Here is a 19,307-nt window from a genome sequence, read left to right as displayed (position 1 = left end):
GATCAGACAGCCCGTGATCTTGGTGGACCATAGCTGACCGATCAGTCGTCGGCGAGGAGCTTTCCCTCGTCCGTGAGACGCAGTTGCTTGCCCTCGCTGACGGCTTGTGCACCGTGGTTCAACTCGGGATCGACGATCGACGCGCCATTGCCGAGTGCGTCGATCTCGCGCTGCACGGCATCCCTCACCTCCTGAGTCGGATGCCCGCTGAATTCGTGCGACACCTTCTCGATGACGGCCTGCAGCTCTCGAATCTGAGCGCGCACTTCGCGCTCGAGGTCCGGGTCGGTTTCGGAAGTCATGACGAGAGAGTAGCGAGGGCAGGGGACACCGCTCCAGTGGATCGGCTGAGAGCCGCACCCCTCGATGGCCTCTCCCCTCCTGGCTGCGGGCAGACTGGAGGGGACTTCTTCCCGAGATCTCAGGAGACCCCATGTCGGAACAGCCTCGTCGCGCCCCCAGCCAAGCAGTGCTCGCCGTGCAGGAGGTCGAGCACGTCAGCCCTGAGCTGGTGCGGATCACGGCGGGTGGCGAGGGCTACGAGGCGTTCACCGACAACGTCTACACGGACAAGTACGTGAAGATCCTCTTCGCTGATCCCCGCCACGGTCTCACCCCTCCGTACGACCTGGCGCGACTGCGCGAGGAGACCCCGGAGAAGCTGCCGACCCGGCGCACCTACACCGTGCGCTCATCGGATGCCGCGCAGCGCCGACTCGTCATCGACTTCGTCGTGCACGGCGACGAGGGCGTCGCAGGGCCGTGGGCGCGCCGTGCTCAGATCGGCGACACCCTCGTGCTCAGCGGCGCCGGTGGCGGATACCGACCGGACCCCGAGATGCCGTGGCATCTGCTCATCGGCGATCACACTGCGCTCCCTGCGATCTCCTCCGCGATCGAGGCGATGGAACCGGATGCCGTCGGCCACGTCATCCTGTCCGTCGCCGACCCCGCCGACCGCATCCTGCCCGCCGCGCCCTCGGGGGTCCGCCTGGTCTGGACCCGCGACGACGACGAACTGCTGGCGGCGCTCGCGGCCCTGCCTTGGCACGACGGGCATCCTGCCGTGTTCGCGCACGGAGAGCGGGGAACGATCAAGGCGGTGCGCGCCCTCCTCAAGGAGCGCGAGGTCCCCCGCGACCGCCTGTCGATCTCGGCCTACTGGGCCCGGGGACGTGCCGAAGACCAGTTCCAGGCCGAGAAGCGCGAGCCCATCGGGCAGATCGAGTAGCGCGGGCTCGCGCCGGAATCCTCCCCGCCCTCGGACCCGGTGTCAACCGTCCTGCGCTCGCGGTCGATCCGACCGATCATGATCATTCGGATCGAACACTGGAGGGCACCATGTCGAACATCGACGCTTTCGCCAACAGCCTGCCGCCGGAGATGCCCGGCATCCCGCATCGGGATGACGTCACGGACGGGACGTTCCCCACGGACACCGCACGGGAGGACACCGAAGTCGACGCGGAGTCGGAGCGGAGCGATGCCGATGCCGACCTCGCCGACCGCCCCGAAGACCTCGAGGGCGGTGCGGCATGACCGGAGACCGAGACGCGGGCGGCGCGACGCCGTCGGAGGAGGGACTCGAGGCCCTGATCGACGACCGGAATGCCGACGACCCTGACCAGGTCGGTGAGACTCCGGCCGGCAATGCCGGCGCGGACTCGGGCGGGGCAGGCCCCGTGCGCGTCGATCCGGAGTCGGAGTCGACGATCCAGGACGAGTCGATCCACAACGACGAGCCCGGAGTGGGAACGCGGCGCTCGGAAGACTGAAGCCTGTCGCTCGCGGTGCCGCCCGCACGGGTCGCGCCGGGGACCTTCCTCGGCGTCCGCCCGCGTCGTAGGATTCTGCGGGTGAGCGACGCACTGGATGACGGACCCTTCTTCCACGGCACCAAGGCAGACCTGCGACCCGGCGACCTGCTGACGGCCGGATTCCCCTCGAACTACCGCCCCGAGATCGTGATGAATCACATCTACTTCACCGCGCTGCCCGATGGTGCGGGGCTGGCTGCCGAGCTGGCGCCCGGTGATCGCGAGCCGCGGGTGTACGAAGTCGAGCCGGTCGGCGAGTTCGAGAACGACCCGAACGTCACCGACAAGAAGTTCCCGGGGAATCCGACCCGGTCCTACCGCAGCAGCTCGCCTCTGCGGGTGGTGCGGGAGGTGCTCGACTGGACGCGACTCTCGCCCGACGCGCTCGCCGCATGGCGCGAGCGGCTCGCGGCGCTCCACGCCGACGACCGCGCCGAGATCATCAACTGAGCGCCGTCGTCTGCCGGGGCGGTCCGAACGCAGGAGGACCGTCCGAAATCAGGACGATAACCGGCATTTCGTCCTGCATCCGCGCGGTTGTCCTGCGTTCGCGCGGGGGGCGGGGCCGATTCGCGCGGTCGTCCTGCGCCCGGACCGGGATGGAGCCAGCAAACCCCAGGTGACAGCGGTCAGCGGCGCGGCATGCGGCGGGCGAGGGCGGCAAGGATCCGGTCGAGCACGACGTAGACGAACCCGACCGCGATCAGGGCAAGCGACAGCATCACGATCCACTGGGCGACACCGGGGATGCCGAGCGCCTCGATGTTCATGAACGGGTACGGGTACTTCTGGCCTGGCGTGAACTCTCCACCGGACGCGCCGTACGCGAACGCCCAGCCCAGATACGCGTACGGGAGGAGCGTCCACAGCAGGGGGTCCATCCATCGGAACGCCCCCTTCGGCACGAAAAGCAGCCAGTCGACGATCATCAGCACCGGCGTCACCACATGGATCAGGGTGTCAGTGAGGGAGAAGATGTCCGAGTCGCCGTCCGCGAACCTCGTGGGCACCAGGACGACGAGGTAGATCAGCATGGTCACGGTGATCGCGAACATCACCGCGCCACTGCCGCGAGCACTCGGGGTCGAGGCGCCCCTCGCACCGGTGCGACGCAGGTCGCGCGCCGTGCGGAACAGCAGCGCCACCATCCATGCGAGGCAGAGCAGGTTGCTGAGCATCGTGTAGAAGAGGAAGGTCGACCACGCCGGCTGGCCGGTCAGGACCTCCGAGAGCCGGATGACACCGGTGAGGATGACGGCGAGTGCGGCGACTCGGTAGACCAGGGCGACGGGACGCAGGTTGACGGCGGCGTTCTCGAAGAGCCGCGCGCGGCCGGGCGGAGGGCTTCCCAGCGCGGAAGCCGCGGACGGAGAGGCGACGGCTTCAGTCATTCTTCGAGGCTACGCGTGTTCGCAGGGGTCGCTGCACCGTGCCGGAATGCAGTCGAATCACACCGTCGGACACGCGGGTCAGCGTCGCACCGGATCGGAGTCGCCGGCCAGGAACCTGTCGAGGTCACGCAGGGTCGGCGCGGCCTCCCAGTCGCCCGGCACGAGACAGGCCATGGCGCCGCAGGCGTTCGCCCGGCGCAGGGTCGACTCGACGTCCAGGCCGGAGAGCATCCCGCTGAGGTATCCGGCGACGAAGGCATCGCCCGCGCCCACCGTGTCGACGGGGTCGATCGCGAATCCGCCGGCGGCGCTCACACCGTCGGCGGCGAACACGGTCGCGCCCTCCGGCCCCTGCTTGAGGATGGTCGTCGCGCATCCGGCGCGCCGCAGCTGAGCGGCGGCATCCGCTGGCGAGAGGTCGGGATAGAGGATCGCGAACTCCTCGTCGCCGCCGAACACCAGATCCGCGCGCTCTGCGATCTCCCGCAGCACGGGTCCGGCGGTGGCGGGTGGGGCGAGCGCCGAACGGTAGTTGATGTCGAAGCTGACCGTGGCCCCGGCTGCCCGTGCCCGATCGATCGCGGCGTGCACCGTCATCCGTGCCGAGTCGGACAGCAGCGGCGTGATGCCCGTGACGTGCAGCAGCGATCCCGCCTCGACCCAGCGCTCCGGCAGATCCGCCGGCCGCAGACGCGACCCGGCCGACCCTGCGCGGTAGTAGTGCACGGCGGTGGATGCGGCAGAGGGCCGTTCCTTCACCATCAGACCGGTCGCGGCATCCGCGTCCACGATCGCTCGCACATCGACGCCGTCACCGCGGATCTCTCGGCTGACACGCTCGCCGAGCGAGTCGTCGCCGACCCGACCGAGCCACGAGGTGTCGACACCGAGGCGCGCGAGACCGATCGCGACGTTGCTCTCCGCGCCGCCGATGCCGAACGACAGCGAGTCCGCGTGCCGCAGCGAGCCGAGCTCCGTCGTCCGGACGAGTGCCATGGTCTCGCCGAGCGTCACGACCGAGGGCGCAGCACCGGTCATCCCTCACTCCGGGTGCAGACCGAGACGAAGGCGGCCGCGCGCTCGCGCAGCGCCGGCAGGTCGCCCCCGGCGAAGGCGTCACCGAGCAGCGGGCCGCCGACGCTGACGGCGACGGCACCGGCGCGCAGCCAGGCCTCGGCGCCGGCGAGGTCGACGCCGCCCGACGGCACGGCGACGAGGTCGGGGAAGGGGCCCCGCAGATCTTTGAGATATCCCGGTCCGACCTGCCCTGCCGGGAACACTTTGACGGCCGATGCGCCGGCAGACCACGAGGCGAACAGCTCGGTCGGCGTCATGCCGCCGGGGACGATCGGCACCTCGGCATCCGTCGCCTGGGCGAGGCCTGGCACGGACGGCACCGCATCGTGCTGTTCGACGCGGACGAGGACCTCCGCCGTGAGCGAGAGCAGATCGAGCAGGCCCGCAAGCTCGACGGGATGCTGCTGTGCTCCCCGCGCCTCCCGGACGCCGACGTGCTGGAGCTCGTCGGAGACACCCCGTACGTCGTTGTCAACCGACAGATCGACGGGGCGCCCTGCGTGCTGATGGACACCGAGCACGGGCCGGCGCAGGCGATTGAGCACCTCGCCGCGCTCGGGCACACGCACATCGCCTATGCCGCAGGCCCGCGTGGATCATGGGCCGATGTGCGCCGGGCAGACACCGTCGCCAGGGCCTGCGAGCGCCACGGCATCCGGCTGACCGGCCTCAGCCACCATGCCGCTTCGATCCAGGGTGGCCGTGCCGCCGCCGCTCCCGCCGCGGCGAGCGGAGCGACGGCTGTCATCGCCTACAACGACCTCGTCGCGCTGGGCCTCGAGGCCGGTCTGCTGGAGCTCGGCAAGCGGTGCCCCGCGGACATCAGCATCGTGGGGATCGACGACATCGACCTCGCCGGAGCGGTCACGCCCGCCCTCACGACGGTGCGCATGCCGATCGAACGCAGCGGTGCGCTGGCGGTCGACCTGCTGCTGCAGGCGATGACCGGCGCCGCGATCGACGACGTCGTGACCCTGGGGTCTCAGCTGATCGTCCGGGCATCCACTGCCGCTCCGGCCGCCTGACGAGACCGCGCGTCTTCCCGCGCACGAGCGACGTACAATATCGGCATTATGTACATAAGTGCTATGCTTGCCGCATGAACACGATCAGTCGGCACGTGCCCTCGAAGGACCTGCGTGACAGCCTCGCTGATGTGCTCGGAGGGGTCGCGTACGGCTCAGAACGCGTAGGCGTCACGCGCCACGGCAAGCTGACGGCCGTGGTGATCAGCGTCGACGATCTTGAACTGCTCGAAGAACTCGAGGCGGCCCGAGACGCGGCGGAGTTCGCCGCTGCGCGAGCGTCGGATGACGGTGAGCGCGTGTCGTTGGATGAGCTGCGTGCGGAAGTGGCGTGACTCGCTTTCGCATCGAGTTCACCGCTGCCGCTGCCAGGGAGATCCGCAAGCTCGACCCGCCGATCCGCCGACGGACACTTGCCGGAGTGGCCGATCTGGAACTCGACCCGCGTCCGCACGGATGCCGCAAGCTGGCCGGGTATGACAATGCCTGGAGAGTGCGTATCGGCGACTATCGAGTGCTGTACGAGGTCATGGACGACCAGGTTCTCGTGACGGTTGTGCGCGTCGCGCACCGCCGCGCAGTGTACGACATCTGATCGGCGCAGTCTCGCGCCGTCCGGCCTCAGCGGATGATCCCTCGTTGACGTGCCGCCGAGACGGCGGCGGTGCGCGAGCTCACATCCAGCTTCGAGAAGATGTGCGCGAGATGCGACTTCACGGTCGTCTCGCTGACGAAGAGCTCGTCGGCGACCTCGCTGTTCGACCGCCCGGCGGCGACGAGCTCGAGCACCTCGATCTCACGGCTGCTGAGGCTGATCCGCGGCGCGCGCATGCGGTCGAGCAGGCGTGAGGCGATCACCGGTGCGAGCGCGCTCTCGCCTGCCGCGGCCGCACGCACGGCGGCTGTCAACTCGTGCGGGGGTGCATCCTTCAGGAGGTAGCCGCTGGCACCGGCCTCGACGGCACCGAGGATGTCGGCATCCGAGTCGTAGTTCGTGAGGACCAGGACGTACGGCGGAGCATCGAGTGCGCGGATGCGCCGAGTGGCGTCGACGCCCGTGGACCTGGCGCGAGACCCGAACTGCAGGTCCATCAGGACGACGTCGGGGTTCTCCCGCTCGGCACAGGTGACGGCCTCGTCGGGGGTGCCGGCCTCTGCGACCACCTCGAGATCGGGTTCAAGGCTGAACAGCGCGATGAGACCGGCGCGGACGATGGGGTGATCATCGGCGATCACGAGCCGGATCATGCGAGCTCCGTCAGTGGGAGATCGACGGTGAGCGTGGTTCCCCGTCCGGATGCCGAGTCGATCTCCAGGCGTCCGCCGAGCTGCTGCACCCGCTCGGCGGTGGCGCGCAGACCGAAGGAATCCGACTTCTGGGCGGCGCCCGGCTCAGGGAGTGCCGCATCGAATCCGGTGCCGTCATCGTCGACGGTGAAGCGGAGGCGGTCGTTCTCGATGCGGATGCTGACCGTCGCGGTGGTCGCGTCCGCGTGCTGGAGGACGTTGGCGATCGCACCCTGGGTGATGCGCAGCAGCGCGGTCTGCAGATGCATGGGCAGGACCATCGCATCCGATACCCGCACCTGCACGTCGAGCCCCTGTGTCGCCCACTGGGTGCGGGCAAGCCGGCGCAGCGCCGCACCGAGCGTCTGGTCGTCGAGCTGGGGAGGCGTCAGCTCGCGGATGAATCGTCGCGCCTCCGCGAGGTTCGCCGCCGCGGTCTCGCGGGCGAGCCTGATGTGCTCTGTTCCGGGTCGGGTGTCGTCGGCGCGTTCCGCAGCATGCAGCAGCATCTGGATGCTGGAGAGCCCCTGCGCGAGGGTGTCGTGGATCTCGCGGGCGAGCCGGGCGCGCTCCGCGAGGACACCCGATTCGTGTTCGCGCGCGGCGAGCTGCCCGCGGGTCGCGAGCAGTTCGCTGACCAGTGCTTCGCGTTGCTGGGCCTCTGTCGCCAGAGCCTGGTAGCCGAGGCCGATCAGCAACGCGACCCCGGCGCCGACGAACGGGCCGACGACGCCCCCGACACTCCATCCGCCGTGGATGCCGAGTGCGATGACCGCGACGATCGTCGACACGAGGATCGCGATCGACCCCAGCCACCTTCCCAACAGGTGCAGGAACAGGAAGAACAGCGGGAAGACGAGGTAGGCGGCGTCAGCGCTGACCCACAGCAGGATCAGCCACTCGACCGAGAGCAGCGCCAGCCAGCTCAGCGACACGAGCCGCCGACCCCCGGGGAGTCGGGCGAGGAGCACCCCGGACCCGTACGTGGCCGCGATGATCAGCGCGAGCACGACTGCGGGGACGCTCCACTCGGACGGGTCGAGCAGTGCCCGGGCGATGACGACGCCGGTCAGGGCCAGGAAGAGAGCGTGAAGTCCGGTCCGCAGACCCACGAACACCGGGGTCAGAGCGGTATGCGACATGGCTCGAACTCTACGCCGCGCCACCGCGCTCGGCATCGTCCGAAAGGACGAGCGGAGGCTCCTTCACTCGGGCGTCGAATGCTCGTCGAGTGGCCGATGACCGCGCGGGTCCGGACGGCGAGAGTGGAACGGTCGCCGCACCGGAGACAGGAAAGGCAGCCACCATGTTCGTCGCACTGCGCGACCTCCGCTTCGCCAGAGGCCGATTCATCCTCATCGGCTCCGTCGTCGCCCTCATCACCCTCCTCGTGGGATTCCTCAGCGGGCTCACCGGCGGCCTCGCCATCCAGAACATCTCGGCCGTTCTCGCGCTTCCCGGAGACCGCATCGTGTTCTCCGCGCCCGAGGGCGGAGATGGCGCCGTCAGCTTCGCGGACTCGGCCATCACCGCACAGCAGGCGGCGGACTGGGCAGCCACGTCCGATGTCACCGATGCGCGGCCGCTCGGCATCAGCCAGACACGAGCCGAGACCGACGACATGCGCGCTGCGATCGCACTGTTCGGTGTGGAGCCGGGGTTTGACAGCAGTGCGCCATCCGGCGACGGCCGGCTGAGTCTGTCCCAGCCCGCCGCCGATGCGCTCGGGGTGGCGACCGGCGAGAAGGTCGAGATCTCGGGCGTCTCCTATGTGGTCGAGACGATCGAGGGCGATGACTGGTACAGCCACACCCCGGTCGTGCAGATGACCCTTCAGGACTGGCGCACATACTCCGCAGCCACGGGCAACCCCGATGCGTACGCGACCGTCCTCGCGGTCTCGGGATCCCCCGACTGGGATGCCGCGGATACGGCGAACGACACGATCTCCGAGACGACGATCGGCTCGCTGACGGCGCTCAGCGCCTTCCGCTCCGAGATCGGATCGCTCCTGCTCATGGTGGTCCTGCTGTTCGGCATCTCCGGACTCGTCATCGGAGCGTTCTTCACGGTGTGGACGATGCAGCGCAAGGGAGACGTGGCCGTGCTCAAGGCGCTCGGCGCCAGCACGGGTTCCCTAGTCCGCGATGCGCTCGGCCAGGCGCTGATCGTCCTGCTGGTCGGCATCGGCGTCGGACTCGGGCTCGTCACTGTGCTCGGCCTCCTCGCCGGCACCGCCCTTCCGTTCCTGCTGAGTCCCGTCACGACCTTCCTTCCGGGGGTCATCATGATCGCCCTCGGCCTCGCGGGGGCGGCGTTCGCCCTGCGCTCCGTCACCTCTGCAGACCCCCTCACCGCCCTCGGGAGCAACCGATGATCCGCCTGAACGACATCACTCTGACCTTCCCGGACGGTGACTCGCGGGTGACTGCCGTGGACGGTGTCTCACTCGCGGCTCACCCCGGAACCGTCACCGGCATCACCGGTCCCAGTGGCTCGGGAAAGTCCAGTCTGCTCGCCGTCGCCGGCACCCTCCTGCGTCCGGATGCCGGCGAGATCCTCATCGACGGGAACGACGTCACGGCGCTCAGTCCGGCCGAGGCGACGCGTCTGCGGCGGGACCGGATCGGGATCGTCTTCCAGCAGCCCAACCTCATCCCCTCTCTGACGGCCCGAGAGCAGCTGAGCGTCATGAACGAGCTCGGTGCGCCGCGCAACCGCCGCGATCGCGCCGCCGCGGCATCCCGTGCGGATGAGCTGCTCGCCGCGGTCGGCCTCGCCGAGCACGGGCACAAGAGGCCGCACCAGCTCTCGGGCGGGCAGCGTCAGCGAGTCAACATCGCTCGGGCGCTGATGAACGATCCGAGCGTGCTGCTCGTCGATGAGCCGACCAGCGCCCTCGACCAGAAACGCGGAGCCCAGATCATCGACCTCATCCTGCGGCTGACCGACGAGCTGAACACGTCGACTTTGCTCGTCACGCATGACCTCGTGCACCTCCCGCGCATGCACCGGGTGGTGCACCTCGTCGACGGTCGTGTCGTCGACGCCGCCGTTCCGAGGCGCTGAGCGGCGACTAGTCGCCGGAGCTCTGCTTGAACTGCCGCTCCCAGTCGCGCAGCTCACTGCGACCGATGAGCGAGTCGAGCGACACCTGGAAGAGCAGTCCTCTGCGAGCGTTGACCTGCTTGATGTTGTCGACGATCTGTGTGGTCACCGCAGCCAGCGCTTCGCGCACCTCGCCGATGCGCTCGTCCGGAGCGTCCCAGAGGTCAGGCCGGGTGAGCAGGTCGAGCAGATAGTCGCGGTCGAGGGCGGCGACGAGGCGGGCTAGCTTGTCGGAATACTCGGCTTCAGCCAGCACACTCTGATCCTCGCCTGCCTTCGCATCGAGCCGGATGAACAGCTGCTCGACATGCGAGGCCAGCGCATCGATCGCTGCGGCGGTCTCGGCTGCGACGGGGCTCCCTGGCACCGCCGCATAGTCGGCGCGCAGCTCGCGCAGTCGGTTCACGCGGAGTCGGATGCCGGCGGGCACCGGATCCGTCGACGCCGCAGGCTTGCGTCGGCGACGGGCGATCAGGCCGAAAGCAGTCACGGCGGCCGCGACGAGCACGACCCCGCCGATCACGAGCGGGATGGCCGCGCCTCCCGCTCCGGCATCGCCGCCGCCCGGCGAGGTCGGCGTCTCGGCCGAGATCTCCTGCACGGTCTCGACGAGAGCATCCTGTGTGCTTCCTGCCGACGACTCGTTCTCGTTCGCGATGCGCAGCGCCACATCGCCGTCGATCGCGCTCGAGGTCGCCTGCAGATTTTTGCCCACCGCGACGATCACGGTCTCGTGGTCGCCCGCCGCGGTGAGCCGTTCGAGGATGTAGCTGCTGTACGGAGTGTTGTTGTCGGCACCCGCAGGGAGCACGACCACCGCGATCGAGCCGTCGCCAGGGACGACGCCGGAGAGCGCCTCGGTTATCGCTTGACCACCTGACACGTCGGGATCGACGTAGATGTTCTCTCCGGATATGCCCTCGACGGCATCATTGATCCAGGGGTTGTCGGAGGCGGAGAGGAACGGCATCGCGACCTCAGAAGTTGTTGATGACCGAGGCGAACACGAGGTCGATCCGCTCGGCATCCGAGGCGTCGAAGAGCTGTCCGCCCGTGACATCCGCGATCCGCTGCAGAGCCGAGGTGTCGGCTCCCTCTCCATACGCGATCGGGAATATACGGACAGGGGCGTCGTCGCCGCCCTCCTTGGTGCTCTTGCCGATCTTCGCGATCAGGGAGTCGAGCGAGATGCCGGAGTCGGTGTCCTCCCCGTCGGAGAGGACCACGATCGCGTTGATGCGACCGGGCTCGGCGCGCTCGCTCATGGCTTCGTAGGCGAGCAGGATCGAGTCGTAGAGCGGGGTGCCGTTGCGCTGCGCGTAGCGCAGGTCGGCGAGGGAGGAGTCGAGCTTCTCGCCGTCCGAGCCGAGCGCACTGACATCGCGCAGCACCTGGATGCCTTCGCCCTCATCGGACGAGATGCCGGTGGTGAAGGCCCAGACGCCGATCTCGTCGGTGGAGCGGAAGTGGTCCAGCGTCGACTGGGCACCCTCGATCGCGCCGTCGAGACGGGAGCGCCCGTCGCCGATCGGGTCGTCCATCGACCCGGAGATGTCGATCAGCTCGAGCACCGAGGAGGGCTTGCGCACCTGCGTCCACTGGTCGATGGCGGTCGAGATGACGTCGACGTCGGGCTTCGGAAGGGTGACGGCGGGCTGCGCAGGGTCGACGCCGAACTTCGCGGTGAACAGGTCACCGAGGGGGACGGACTCGTCGAGCGGGCGGAAGCCGTAGTCGGGCAAGATCTTCTGCGCGGCGGTGGTCTGCACGAACTCGGCGAACGCCTCGCCGGCGGTGCGCTGCTCGGCACTGATCCAGTCGGCTCCCAGCACGGTGATGGGGTTGTCCGACCACATCGATCCGCCCTCGGGGTAGACCGCGACGAGCTTCGTCTTGGGCGGGGTCAGGGTCTCACCCGGCTGCACCGTGTGCGAGTCGGGGTTTCCCTGGTTGTAGTTGAGCAGCGAGGTCTCCTCGAGCGCGACGGCGGAGACGTACGCCGATCCGTTCGAGCCGTTCTGGGTCTCGTCGTAGAGCGTCGACAGGACGTTGCCGGTGGTGTCGCCGTAGTGGATGACGCACTCCTCGAACACGCGCGAGAAGTCGGCGGAGGCCTCGACATCGGCCGAGGTGAGTCCCTCCGCCTTGCCGGTCGCCTCGTAGGACTGCATCAGGATCGTCGACAGGCCGGTGGTCGACGTGTTCGGATTCGTCTTCGAGATCTTGAAGGCGCCCCAGATGTCCTTGCCCACGCTGCCCCACCCGGCCGGGTCCTGGCACAGCGTCTCGAGGTCGGTGATGCTGATCGGGCTGTCCGGCCAGCCGAGGGCCGTGGCCATCGGCTCCGGCATCCCGAACACGACCGGCGTCCGCGTGAACGACTTGGGCTCGCCCACGAGGCTGGCGGAGGCCGCCGCAGCGACTCGGTCGGTCCAGACCGTGGATGCCGGCGACCACAGCGTCGGCCAGAGGGCCTTGTCGTCGCTCGGCCAGTCCTCGCCCGAGGTGAGGAAGCGCGTCGCGTTGCCCGAGGAGACGTTCGTCGGTCGGACCGTGGCGCAGGTCTCGAGTCCCTTGTGCTCGGGCGAGTCCTTGAACGCCTTCGCCAGCTCGTCGAGCATGTTGACCTTCTCGGAGGATGTCGCGACGGTGATGTGCGTGCACCCGTCGTCGGGGAATGCCTGCCCACCGTCCTCTGTGGTGCCGTTGTCGCCACCACCGGTGCATGCGGTCAATGCCAGGGCGACGATCGCCGCCATGGCGAGTGCTGCGGGGGTCCGTCGTGCGGTGCGAGGCGCGCTCATGCGCCTAGGCTACCCACGTATCGCACCGCAGATCGCGCATCCGCCCCATCGGATACTCGCGGAGACGGCTGACCGCGCCGTGCCGTCTCGCCTAGGCGTCGACCGTCGCTCCCTGCAGGGCGTGGACGACAGGGGCGAGCTCCGGCTGGGTCACGGCGTCTCCGAGCGCTCGTTCGAGCGTCTCGTCATGGATCGGGTGCGCCTGTTCGTACAGCGCCTGGCCCGCGGGGGTGAGCTCTGTGTAGATGCCACGACGGTCGTCGGCGCACAGGATGCGGGTGAGCAGTCCGCGGTCCTCGAGTCGTGTGACGAGTCGCGTCGTCGCGCTCGGGCTCAGAGCCGTCGCACGGGCGAGCTGCTGCATCCGCATATGCCAGCCGTCCTGCCTGCTGAGGGCATCGAGCACGGTGTACTCCACGACCGACAGCCCGACCGAGGCGCCGAGCGCCTTCTCGAGATCCGCCTCGATGATGCCGTGCAGGGCCGCGAGTGTGCGCCAGCCGCGCGCGCGGATCTCGACAGCGTCGTCTGAGATTCCCACGATGACCTCCGAAGTAGTTGCTTGCGCGGAATACTTGCGTATGCAATGATTATCCGTCGGACGCAATATCCCGCGTCTGCAAATACTTTAGCAGAGGACTTCGGAGCGCACCCATGCCACTCGGACTCATCGCACTCGCCATCGGCGCCTTCGGGATCGGACTCACCGAGTTCGTGATCATGGGCCTGCTTCCCGAGGTCGCCACCGACTTCGGGGTCACCGAGGCCACCGCCCGCTGGCTCATCTCGGGCTACGCCCTGAGCGTCGTGGTCGGTGCGCTCGGCCTCACCGCAGCCACCACTCGCCTGCCGCGCAAGCCTGTGCTGCTCGGGCTGGTCGTGCTGTTCATCGCCGGGAACGCGCTCACCGCGGTCGCCCCCGACTACAGCGTGGCCATGATGGGCCGCATCATCGCCGCACTCTGCCACGGCGCGTTCTTCGGCATCGGCGCGGTCGTCGCGGCCGACCTCGTCGCCCCCGAGAAGAAGGCGCGCGCGATCGCCATCATGTTCACCGGTCTGACCGCCGCCAATGTCTTCGGGGTCCCCTTCGGCACGTTCATCGGTCAGCAGTCCGGATGGCGCTCGACGTTCTGGGTGATCTCCGCGATCGGGGTCATCGCGTTCGCCGGCATCGCATTGCTCGTGACCGCCCCGACGCCGTCAGGACAGCAGGTGAGTCTGCGCAGCGAGCTCCGTGCGTTCCGCTCCGGCCAGGTGTGGCTGTCGCTGGTGGTGACGGCGCTCGCGTTCGGCGGCATGTTCGGCGCGTTCACCTATATCGCCTACACGCTCACCGGCGTGACGGGGTTCGCCGACACGACCGTGCCGTGGCTCCTCGTGCTGTTCGGTGTCGGGCTGGTAGCCGGCAACGCCATCGGCGGCCGCCTCGCCGACAGGTCGATCGATCGCACCCTGCTCGTCTTCATCGCGGCGCTGGTCGTCGTGCTCGTCCTGTTCGGGCTCTTCGCCTGGTCGCAGCCGGTGACCATCGCGATTCTGATGCTGATGGGCGCCTTCGGATTCGGCACCGTCCCTGGACTGCAGAGCCGGATCATGCAGTACGCCGGAGGAGCGCCGACCCTCGCGTCCGGCGCGAACATCGGGGCGTTCAACGTCGGCAACGCGCTCGGCGCCTGGGCTGGAGGTCTCGGCATCGCAGCGGGGCTCGGATACACCTCGCCCATCTGGATCGGCGCGGCGATCACGGCATCCGCTCTGGTCGTCATGGTGATCGCGGTCGTCACTGCGCGTCGCCCGGCACCGGCCACCACCGGCACGCTCCGCACCGTCGCCGCCTGACGGCTACTGCGCGCGCATGAACTCCTCGGCGGCGCGCACCTGCTCGGCCGACGGACGGATGCCGGTGTAGAGCACGAACTGCTCCAGTGCCTGCAGGGTCGCCACCTCAGCGCCGGTGACGACAGTCTTGCCCGCTGCGCGCCCCGCGGCGATGAGAGGGGTCTCAGCCGGCAGCGCGACGACGTCGAACACCACGGAGGCGGCCGCGATCTGCTGCTCCGAGAACGCCAGAGCGTGCTCGTCCGCCCCGCCGGCCATCCCGATCGGGGTGATGTTGACGATGATGTCGGCGGTGGCCTCCGCGGCATCCGGGATCCAGGCGAAGCCGTACAGATCGGCCAGGCTGCGGCCGCGCTCCTCGTTGCGAGCGGCGATGGTGACGCGCGTGAATCCCGCGTCACGGAAGGCGGCGGCGGTAGCCTTCGCCATTCCGCCGGAGCCGAGCAGCAGCACGGAGGCCGAGGGGTCCAGCGAGTTGCTCTCGATCAGCTGGGCGATCGCGCTGTAGTCGGTGTTGTAGGCCGTCAGCACCCCGTCGTCGTTCACGATCGTATTGACGGAATCGATCGCCGTGGCCGAAGGATCCATGCGGTCGACCAGCGCGATGACGTCCTCCTTATAGGGCATCGAGATCGCACAGCCCCGGATGCCGAGGCCGCGCACGCCGGCGATGGCCTGGCCGAGGTCGGTGGGCGCGAACGCCTTGTAGATCCAGTTGAGCCCCAGCTCCTCGTAGAGGAAGTTGTGGAATCGGGTGCCGTTGTTGCTCGGCCGGGCAGACAGCGAGATGCACAGCGTCATGTCTTTGTTCAGCAGGGTCACGGCCCCAGGCTACTCGCGCCCGCCGGATGGATCGGCCGCCGGACGAGCCGAAACGCGCGACGTCAACCCCCATGGCGGGATCGTCCGAGCTCCCCTAGGGTGAAGGTGCATGCACAGGGGATTGATCGTCTCCGTCTTCCCCAGAGACGGGCTGCCTTCCCCAGAGGCAAGGCGATCCGTGCATGCGATTGGGCCCTCTCGAGTGGTTCAGTCCCCAACGGACTGCTCGAGAGGGCCGCTATCGTTGGCGCTCTCCTACAGATTTCAGATTTGTCCCCCAAATGGGGGACAAATCGGTCGCGGAGGGGTTAGGCTGGAATCTGACGCACCCTCCGGTCGTCTTCGGCCCTCATCGCTCCCCCGCGGTGAGGGCCACACCATTTTCTGGGGCGCGTGTCCACCCGCGTGCATGACGGTCGATGACGTCTCATGCAACATTTGGGTTACGGGCTGACCTCGGGACTTCCGCTCAGCGCGTGCTCCACTAGCGTGGAGCACGTCGGGGCATCCTGCGTCGGCTTCTTTCCAGCAGAACAGGCAGTACATGAGCACCCAGGGCACGGTTAAGTGGTTCAACTCGGAGAAGGGCTTCGGCTTCATCTCCCCCGACGACGGCGGCGCTGACGTTTTCGCGCACTACTCCGCCATCGAATCATCCGGCTACCGGTCTCTCGAAGAGAACCAGCGAGTCGAGTTCGACGTGGCGCAGGGCCCCAAGGGCCTGCAGGCAGAGAACATCCGTCCGCTCTGAGAGCGGACGACAACAGAACTCCCTGACCGGGGGTCCGCACTTCATTGCGACCTCCGGCGGGGAGTTCTGTGCTTTCTGCGAACGGGCACCGGGCTGCGGCCCCCGGCTGAGCTCGGTTGCGCGCCGTGTCGGGCGGAGAACTCCCTATTGGGCGCATTCTGTCGAGCTGAGGCTCCGCCTTACGCGGCGAACTCCGCCCGACACGGCGGGCCCGACGGCCGGGCTCAGTTCAGCAGCAGTGCGCGCAGGTCGTCTGCGGATGCTGCGCGGAACGCTGCGTCGTCGCCTTCGTGAGAGTCGCTGAAGCCCCACTCGACGAAGATCACGGGCACGCCGTTCGCGTTGCCGCCCTCGACGTCGTGGTGTCGGTCGCCGATGAGCACCGGGCGCGACACGTCGGCGCCGCGCTCGGCCAGGCGACGCAGCGCCTCGGCGACGATGTCGGTCTTGGAGGCGAGCGTCGCCTCATCGGGCGTCGCTCCTACCGTGGTCAGGAAGTACGGACGCAGCTCGAAGAAGTCGACGATCGCGTCGACCTGGATCTCTGGCTTCGAACTCGCGGTCGCCTGCGGCACCCCCGCGGCATGCAGATCACGGATGATCTCGGGGACGCCGGGATAGGTCGAGACATCCGTCGTGTACCCGTCGGCCTTGCCGAGCGTGCGGTAGAAGGCCACGGCCTCGGTCGCCTGCTCCGGCGTCATGGCGGCCTGCGCCTGGAACGAATCGAACATCGGCGGTCCGATCCAGTGCACCAGCTGCTCGCGCGTGGGAGCAGGGTGACCGAAGTGCGTGAGTGCGACGTTCAGACGACGGAGGATGCCGACTGACGCATCCGCGATCGTGCCGTCGACGTCCCACAGGACGCACGAGTAAGGGGAGGAGGCCATGCCTTCCAGCCTATGGGCAGTCGACAACCCGTCCGACCGCGATGAACATCTGTGCAACCGCCGTCGGGCCGCCTCAGAACAGGCGGGGGATGCCGGACTCGATGCCCTTCATGTCGTCGTAGTCGAGCACCAGGCAGCGGATGCCTCGGTCCTCGGCGAGCACACGGGCCTGCGGCTTGATCTCCTGCGCCGCGAACACGCCCTGCACCGGGGTGAGGTGCGGATCGCGCCCGAGCAGCTCGAGGTAGCGAGTGAGCTGCTCGACGCCGTCGATGTCGCCGCGACGCTTGATCTCCACGGCGATGGCTGCGCCCTCGGCATCCCTGACGAGAAGGTCGACGGGGCCGATGGCCGTCGGATACTCCCGGCGCACGAGCGTCGCGCCCTCCGAGATGCGCTCGACCTGTTCGGCGAGCAGGCGCTGGAGGTCGGCTTCGACACCGTCCTTCTGCAGGCCGGGGTCGACACCGAGGTCGTGATTCGAGTCGTGGAGGATCTCGTAGATCTGCACCCGCAGTGCGTCGCCGGTCTTCTTGTGCGTGACGCGCCACACCTCGGTCACGCCGGCGATGGACTCCTCCTCACCGGGTTCCTCCGGAGCGAGCGAGCACGGCGGGCTCATCCAGTTCAGCGGCTTGTAGCTGCCGCCGTCGGAGTGCACGAGCAGACTCCCGTCTCCCTTGTGCACGAGCAGACGCGTGGCGAGCGGGAGGTGGGCATTGAGCCGACCCGTGTAATCCACGGAGCAGCGGGCGATGACGAGACGCACCCGTCGAGCCTACTTCGTCCGGCGCACTCCTTCTGCGGTGGTGGGCAGAGGTTGCGACCTTTCCACATCCGCCGGCCCGTTGCGAGAACGCGCTGCCGCGACGCACTCGATCCTGACATTCTGGCCAGAGAAGTCGAACATGAGGAGATGACGGTGTCGATCGAGCTGGTGACCATGATCGTGTCCGTCGCGTCCACACTGCTGGGGCTGGCGGCGGGGTTCGGCTGGGCGATAAGCCGGACCGATGCGCGGTTCGAGAGGTTCGAGCAGCGCATGGAGGCGCAGTTCGATCGTGTGGAGGCGCAGTTCGATCGTGTGGACGCGCAGTTCGATCGTCTGGAAGCGGAAGTGAAAGAGGTTCGGTCGGAGCTCGGCGACGTGAAGATCGCGATCGCTCGCCTCGAGGGGCCGCCGCCTCGCCTTCTTGCCGCGCGGTGACGACCTAGGAAGACGCCTTCTCTGCGGCAGGCGCCGACGACATCTCGTCCTGGCGCAGGGGTCGAGCGGCACCGGAGAAGAGTCCCGAGAGGACGACCAGCCCGACGAGGATGTAGAGGGTGTTGAGCAGGCCGATGTGCTCGCTGATGAAGCCCAGCACGGGCGGGCCGCCCAAGAACGAGATGTACCCGATCGTCGCCGCGGCGCTGACGCGGGCGGCCGCCTTGGCGGGGTCGTCCGCCGCGGCCGACATACCGAGCGGGAACCCGAGCGACGCGCCGACGCCCCACAGCGCGGCACCCACGAACACCAGGGGAAGGGTCGGCGCGAGGATGAACAGCAGGATGCCCGAGGCGGCGGCCACCGCGAGGATGCGCAGCACCGCGACGCGTCCGAAGCGGTCGACGAGGGGCCCGCCGAACACGCGGACGACCGTCATGGCGACCGAGAAGGTGGCCAGAGCGGCAGCGCCGAGGGCCGTGCCGCCGCCGTGATCCTCCGCGACGCCGAGTGCGAGCCAGTCGTTCGCACCGCCCTCGGCGAACGACATGCCCAGCATCACGACACCGATGGCATAGGTGCGCGGTTCGCGCCAGGCCGACAGAGCGACGTGCATCCGCTCGCGCCAGTGCGGCTTCTCTGCATCATCCGCCCGAGGATCGAGCGCCTCCTCGCGGCGGGGGACGTTGGCGATGCTGACGACGCCGATCGCGGCGATGACCACGGCGACGGCGAGCGTGTGCGCGAAGACGTTGATCTGGAGCTGCGCGGCGAGGGCGCCGAGGCCGGCTCCGATGACAGTGCCGAAGCTGAAGAAGGCGTGGAAGAGCGGCAGGATCGTCTTCCCGGAGTGCTGCTCGATCGCGGTGGCTTCGACGTTCATCATCACGTCGACGCATCCGTTGCCCAGGCCGAACAGCACCAGGCCGATGAGCACGACGGCGTAGGAGCCGAGCACGTTCGCGCCGATCCCGATCAGGGCGACACCGGATGCGAACGTGAAGATCGACACCATCATGCCGAGGCGTGCGCCGGTGCGCGCCATGATCGCCGGACTCGTCGAGATGCCGACGATCGAGGCGATGCCCGCACCCAGCAGCAGCATGCCGACCTGCGCCTTGTCGACCTCGAGAGCGAGCTTGATGTCGGGCACGCGTGACGCCCAGGTCGCGATCGACAGACCGCTGGCGAGGAAGATCGCGAAGATCGCGGTGCGCCAGCGCACATACTGCGCACGGGAGAGGGCGGTGTCCATGTCGCACAGCATATCGAATCGATTCGATACT

General features: G+C 68.5%; 25 protein-coding genes. 12 read left to right on the top strand and 13 right to left on the bottom strand.

Annotation, left to right across the window (positions count from 1 at the left end; all coding sequences use genetic code 11):
- Positions 1 to 41: 41 nt before the first annotated feature.
- Positions 42 to 302: a hypothetical protein gene (locus tag BLW44_RS01455; RefSeq protein ID WP_060926258.1), complete on the bottom strand. Its 261-nt coding sequence runs from the start codon at positions 300 to 302 to the stop codon at positions 42 to 44.
- 131 nt (positions 303 to 433) lie between these two features.
- Here BLW44_RS01455 and BLW44_RS01450 point away from each other — a divergent pair, with 131 nt between their 5' ends.
- The 4 genes from BLW44_RS01450 to arr all read left to right on the top strand — a co-directional run bounded on the left by BLW44_RS01450 (position 434) and on the right by arr (position 2,267).
- The gene (locus tag BLW44_RS01450) at positions 434 to 1,231 is read left to right on the top strand and encodes a siderophore-interacting protein (RefSeq protein ID WP_060926259.1); all 798 of its coding nucleotides are present in this window, start codon (positions 434 to 436) and stop codon (positions 1,229 to 1,231) included.
- Between the two features lie 110 nt (positions 1,232 to 1,341).
- Positions 1,342 to 1,539 carry a hypothetical protein gene (locus BLW44_RS01445; RefSeq protein WP_060926260.1) on the top strand — a complete coding sequence of 66 codons (198 nt, stop codon included), beginning with the start codon at positions 1,342 to 1,344 and terminating at the stop codon, positions 1,537 to 1,539.
- Positions 1,536 to 1,775, top strand: a complete 240-nt coding sequence (locus BLW44_RS01440) for a hypothetical protein (protein WP_060926261.1) — start codon at positions 1,536 to 1,538, stop codon at positions 1,773 to 1,775. The genes BLW44_RS01445 and BLW44_RS01440 overlap by 4 nt, the downstream gene beginning before the upstream one ends.
- Positions 1,776 to 1,856: 81 nt before the next feature.
- Positions 1,857 to 2,267 (top strand): NAD(+)--rifampin ADP-ribosyltransferase, encoded by a 411-nt coding sequence (arr, locus tag BLW44_RS01435; RefSeq protein ID WP_060926262.1) that lies wholly within the window; start codon positions 1,857 to 1,859, stop codon positions 2,265 to 2,267.
- A 179-nt stretch (positions 2,268 to 2,446) separates the two neighbouring features.
- Here the strand turns inward: arr and BLW44_RS01430 are convergent, their stop codons facing one another.
- The 3 genes from BLW44_RS01430 to BLW44_RS17450 all read right to left on the bottom strand — a co-directional run bounded on the left by BLW44_RS01430 (position 2,447) and on the right by BLW44_RS17450 (position 4,605).
- Positions 2,447 to 3,208, bottom strand: coding sequence for a Pr6Pr family membrane protein (locus BLW44_RS01430; RefSeq protein WP_060926263.1), 762 nt, complete (start codon positions 3,206 to 3,208; stop codon positions 2,447 to 2,449).
- A gap of 78 nt (positions 3,209 to 3,286) precedes the next feature.
- Positions 3,287 to 4,246 (bottom strand): sugar kinase, encoded by a 960-nt coding sequence (locus BLW44_RS01425; protein WP_060926264.1) that lies wholly within the window; start codon positions 4,244 to 4,246, stop codon positions 3,287 to 3,289.
- Complete coding sequence (locus BLW44_RS17450; RefSeq protein WP_254775104.1) at positions 4,243 to 4,605, bottom strand: bifunctional 4-hydroxy-2-oxoglutarate aldolase/2-dehydro-3-deoxy-phosphogluconate aldolase; 363 nt, start codon at positions 4,603 to 4,605, stop codon at positions 4,243 to 4,245. Before BLW44_RS17450 ends, BLW44_RS01425 begins: the two co-directional genes overlap by 4 nt.
- Positions 4,606 to 4,611: 6 nt before the next feature.
- Between BLW44_RS17450 and BLW44_RS01415 the strand changes: the two genes are divergently transcribed.
- The 3 genes from BLW44_RS01415 to BLW44_RS01405 all read left to right on the top strand — a co-directional run bounded on the left by BLW44_RS01415 (position 4,612) and on the right by BLW44_RS01405 (position 5,905).
- Positions 4,612 to 5,310 (top strand): LacI family DNA-binding transcriptional regulator, encoded by a 699-nt coding sequence (locus tag BLW44_RS01415; protein ID WP_245647456.1) that lies wholly within the window; start codon positions 4,612 to 4,614, stop codon positions 5,308 to 5,310.
- A 74-nt stretch (positions 5,311 to 5,384) separates the two neighbouring features.
- Positions 5,385 to 5,645 (top strand): type II toxin-antitoxin system prevent-host-death family antitoxin, encoded by a 261-nt coding sequence (locus BLW44_RS01410; protein WP_060927912.1) that lies wholly within the window; start codon positions 5,385 to 5,387, stop codon positions 5,643 to 5,645.
- The gene (locus BLW44_RS01405) at positions 5,642 to 5,905 is read left to right on the top strand and encodes a type II toxin-antitoxin system RelE family toxin (RefSeq protein WP_060927911.1); all 264 of its coding nucleotides are present in this window, start codon (positions 5,642 to 5,644) and stop codon (positions 5,903 to 5,905) included. The genes BLW44_RS01410 and BLW44_RS01405 overlap by 4 nt, the downstream gene beginning before the upstream one ends.
- 26 nt (positions 5,906 to 5,931) lie before the next feature.
- Here BLW44_RS01405 and BLW44_RS01400 read toward each other — a convergent pair whose 3' ends face one another.
- Both BLW44_RS01400 and BLW44_RS01395 read right to left on the bottom strand, forming a co-directional pair.
- Positions 5,932 to 6,558 (bottom strand): response regulator transcription factor, encoded by a 627-nt coding sequence (locus BLW44_RS01400; RefSeq protein ID WP_060927910.1) that lies wholly within the window; start codon positions 6,556 to 6,558, stop codon positions 5,932 to 5,934.
- On the bottom strand, positions 6,555 to 7,739 hold the full coding sequence (locus BLW44_RS01395) for a sensor histidine kinase (protein WP_060927909.1): 1,185 nt from the start codon (positions 7,737 to 7,739) through the stop codon (positions 6,555 to 6,557). Before BLW44_RS01395 ends, BLW44_RS01400 begins: the two co-directional genes overlap by 4 nt.
- A gap of 164 nt (positions 7,740 to 7,903) precedes the next feature.
- Here BLW44_RS01395 and BLW44_RS01390 point away from each other — a divergent pair, with 164 nt between their 5' ends.
- Both BLW44_RS01390 and BLW44_RS01385 read left to right on the top strand, forming a co-directional pair.
- Complete coding sequence (locus tag BLW44_RS01390; RefSeq protein ID WP_060927908.1) at positions 7,904 to 8,974, top strand: FtsX-like permease family protein; 1,071 nt, start codon at positions 7,904 to 7,906, stop codon at positions 8,972 to 8,974.
- Positions 8,971 to 9,666, top strand: coding sequence for an ABC transporter ATP-binding protein (locus BLW44_RS01385; RefSeq protein WP_060927907.1), 696 nt, complete (start codon positions 8,971 to 8,973; stop codon positions 9,664 to 9,666). The genes BLW44_RS01390 and BLW44_RS01385 overlap by 4 nt, the downstream gene beginning before the upstream one ends.
- Before the next feature lie 7 nt (positions 9,667 to 9,673).
- On the opposite strand, the gene BLW44_RS01380 is transcribed toward BLW44_RS01385, so the two are convergent.
- From BLW44_RS01380 to BLW44_RS01370, 3 genes are all read right to left on the bottom strand, one after another.
- Entirely contained in the window at positions 9,674 to 10,675 is a 1,002-nt protein-coding gene (locus BLW44_RS01380) for a hypothetical protein (RefSeq protein ID WP_060927906.1), read from the bottom strand.
- A 7-nt stretch (positions 10,676 to 10,682) separates the two neighbouring features.
- On the bottom strand, positions 10,683 to 12,509 hold the full coding sequence (locus BLW44_RS01375) for a substrate-binding and vWA domain-containing protein (protein ID WP_060927905.1): 1,827 nt from the start codon (positions 12,507 to 12,509) through the stop codon (positions 10,683 to 10,685).
- A 91-nt stretch (positions 12,510 to 12,600) separates the two neighbouring features.
- The gene (locus BLW44_RS01370) at positions 12,601 to 13,050 is read right to left on the bottom strand and encodes a MarR family winged helix-turn-helix transcriptional regulator (RefSeq protein ID WP_060927904.1); all 450 of its coding nucleotides are present in this window, start codon (positions 13,048 to 13,050) and stop codon (positions 12,601 to 12,603) included.
- A 113-nt stretch (positions 13,051 to 13,163) separates the two neighbouring features.
- Here BLW44_RS01370 and BLW44_RS01365 point away from each other — a divergent pair, with 113 nt between their 5' ends.
- Positions 13,164 to 14,351 carry an MFS transporter gene (locus tag BLW44_RS01365; RefSeq protein WP_060927903.1) on the top strand — a complete coding sequence of 396 codons (1,188 nt, stop codon included), beginning with the start codon at positions 13,164 to 13,166 and terminating at the stop codon, positions 14,349 to 14,351.
- A 3-nt stretch (positions 14,352 to 14,354) separates the two neighbouring features.
- On the opposite strand, the gene BLW44_RS01360 is transcribed toward BLW44_RS01365, so the two are convergent.
- Positions 14,355 to 15,173 carry a shikimate 5-dehydrogenase gene (locus tag BLW44_RS01360; protein WP_276326186.1) on the bottom strand — a complete coding sequence of 273 codons (819 nt, stop codon included), beginning with the start codon at positions 15,171 to 15,173 and terminating at the stop codon, positions 14,355 to 14,357.
- Positions 15,174 to 15,717: 544 nt separating this feature from the next.
- Here BLW44_RS01360 and BLW44_RS01355 point away from each other — a divergent pair.
- Entirely contained in the window at positions 15,718 to 15,924 is a 207-nt protein-coding gene (locus tag BLW44_RS01355) for a cold-shock protein (RefSeq protein WP_042540947.1), read from the top strand.
- A 224-nt stretch (positions 15,925 to 16,148) separates the two neighbouring features.
- Here the strand turns inward: BLW44_RS01355 and BLW44_RS01350 are convergent, their stop codons facing one another.
- Entirely contained in the window at positions 16,149 to 16,814 is a 666-nt protein-coding gene (locus BLW44_RS01350; protein WP_060927902.1) for an HAD hydrolase-like protein, read from the bottom strand.
- Positions 16,815 to 16,887: 73 nt separating this feature from the next.
- Positions 16,888 to 17,583 (bottom strand): endonuclease NucS, encoded by a 696-nt coding sequence (gene nucS, locus BLW44_RS01345; RefSeq protein ID WP_060927901.1) that lies wholly within the window; start codon positions 17,581 to 17,583, stop codon positions 16,888 to 16,890.
- 147 nt (positions 17,584 to 17,730) lie between these two features.
- Here nucS and BLW44_RS01340 point away from each other — a divergent pair, with 147 nt between their 5' ends.
- Positions 17,731 to 18,021 (top strand): hypothetical protein, encoded by a 291-nt coding sequence (locus BLW44_RS01340; protein ID WP_060927900.1) that lies wholly within the window; start codon positions 17,731 to 17,733, stop codon positions 18,019 to 18,021.
- Between the two features lie 4 nt (positions 18,022 to 18,025).
- On the opposite strand, the gene BLW44_RS01335 is transcribed toward BLW44_RS01340, so the two are convergent.
- A complete protein-coding gene (locus BLW44_RS01335; RefSeq protein WP_060927914.1) occupies positions 18,026 to 19,276 on the bottom strand; it encodes an MFS transporter in 1,251 nt (416 codons plus the stop codon).
- Between the last annotated feature and the right edge of the window lie 31 nt (positions 19,277 to 19,307).

Source organism: Microbacterium hydrocarbonoxydans (assembly GCF_900105205.1).
GTDB classification, from domain to species: Bacteria; Actinomycetota; Actinomycetes; order Actinomycetales; family Microbacteriaceae; genus Microbacterium; species Microbacterium hydrocarbonoxydans.
Note: the sequence above shows the minus strand (reverse complement) of the source record. Positions and strands in the feature narration are given on the sequence as shown.

Coding starts and splice junctions, on each gene's coding strand:
- BLW44_RS01455 (WP_060926258.1), bottom strand. CDS start 302: ATGACTTCCGAAACCGACCCGGACCTCGAGCGCGAAGTGCGCGCTCAG.
- BLW44_RS01450 (WP_060926259.1), top strand. CDS start 434: ATGTCGGAACAGCCTCGTCGCGCCCCCAGCCAAGCAGTGCTCGCCGTG.
- BLW44_RS01445 (WP_060926260.1), top strand. CDS start 1,342: ATGTCGAACATCGACGCTTTCGCCAACAGCCTGCCGCCGGAGATGCCC.
- BLW44_RS01440 (WP_060926261.1), top strand. CDS start 1,536: ATGACCGGAGACCGAGACGCGGGCGGCGCGACGCCGTCGGAGGAGGGA.
- BLW44_RS01430 (WP_060926263.1), bottom strand. CDS start 3,208: ATGACTGAAGCCGTCGCCTCTCCGTCCGCGGCTTCCGCGCTGGGAAGC.
- BLW44_RS01425 (WP_060926264.1), bottom strand. CDS start 4,246: ATGACCGGTGCTGCGCCCTCGGTCGTGACGCTCGGCGAGACCATGGCA.
- BLW44_RS01410 (WP_060927912.1), top strand. CDS start 5,385: ATGAACACGATCAGTCGGCACGTGCCCTCGAAGGACCTGCGTGACAGC.
- BLW44_RS01400 (WP_060927910.1), bottom strand. CDS start 6,558: ATGATCCGGCTCGTGATCGCCGATGATCACCCCATCGTCCGCGCCGGT.
- BLW44_RS01395 (WP_060927909.1), bottom strand. CDS start 7,739: ATGTCGCATACCGCTCTGACCCCGGTGTTCGTGGGTCTGCGGACCGGA.
- BLW44_RS01390 (WP_060927908.1), top strand. CDS start 7,904: ATGTTCGTCGCACTGCGCGACCTCCGCTTCGCCAGAGGCCGATTCATC.
- BLW44_RS01385 (WP_060927907.1), top strand. CDS start 8,971: ATGATCCGCCTGAACGACATCACTCTGACCTTCCCGGACGGTGACTCG.
- BLW44_RS01380 (WP_060927906.1), bottom strand. CDS start 10,675: ATGCCGTTCCTCTCCGCCTCCGACAACCCCTGGATCAATGATGCCGTC.
- BLW44_RS01375 (WP_060927905.1), bottom strand. CDS start 12,509: ATGAGCGCGCCTCGCACCGCACGACGGACCCCCGCAGCACTCGCCATG.
- BLW44_RS01365 (WP_060927903.1), top strand. CDS start 13,164: ATGCCACTCGGACTCATCGCACTCGCCATCGGCGCCTTCGGGATCGGA.
- BLW44_RS01355 (WP_042540947.1), top strand. CDS start 15,718: ATGAGCACCCAGGGCACGGTTAAGTGGTTCAACTCGGAGAAGGGCTTC.
- BLW44_RS01350 (WP_060927902.1), bottom strand. CDS start 16,814: ATGGCCTCCTCCCCTTACTCGTGCGTCCTGTGGGACGTCGACGGCACG.
- BLW44_RS01340 (WP_060927900.1), top strand. CDS start 17,731: ATGACGGTGTCGATCGAGCTGGTGACCATGATCGTGTCCGTCGCGTCC.
- BLW44_RS01335 (WP_060927914.1), bottom strand. CDS start 19,276: ATGGACACCGCCCTCTCCCGTGCGCAGTATGTGCGCTGGCGCACCGCG.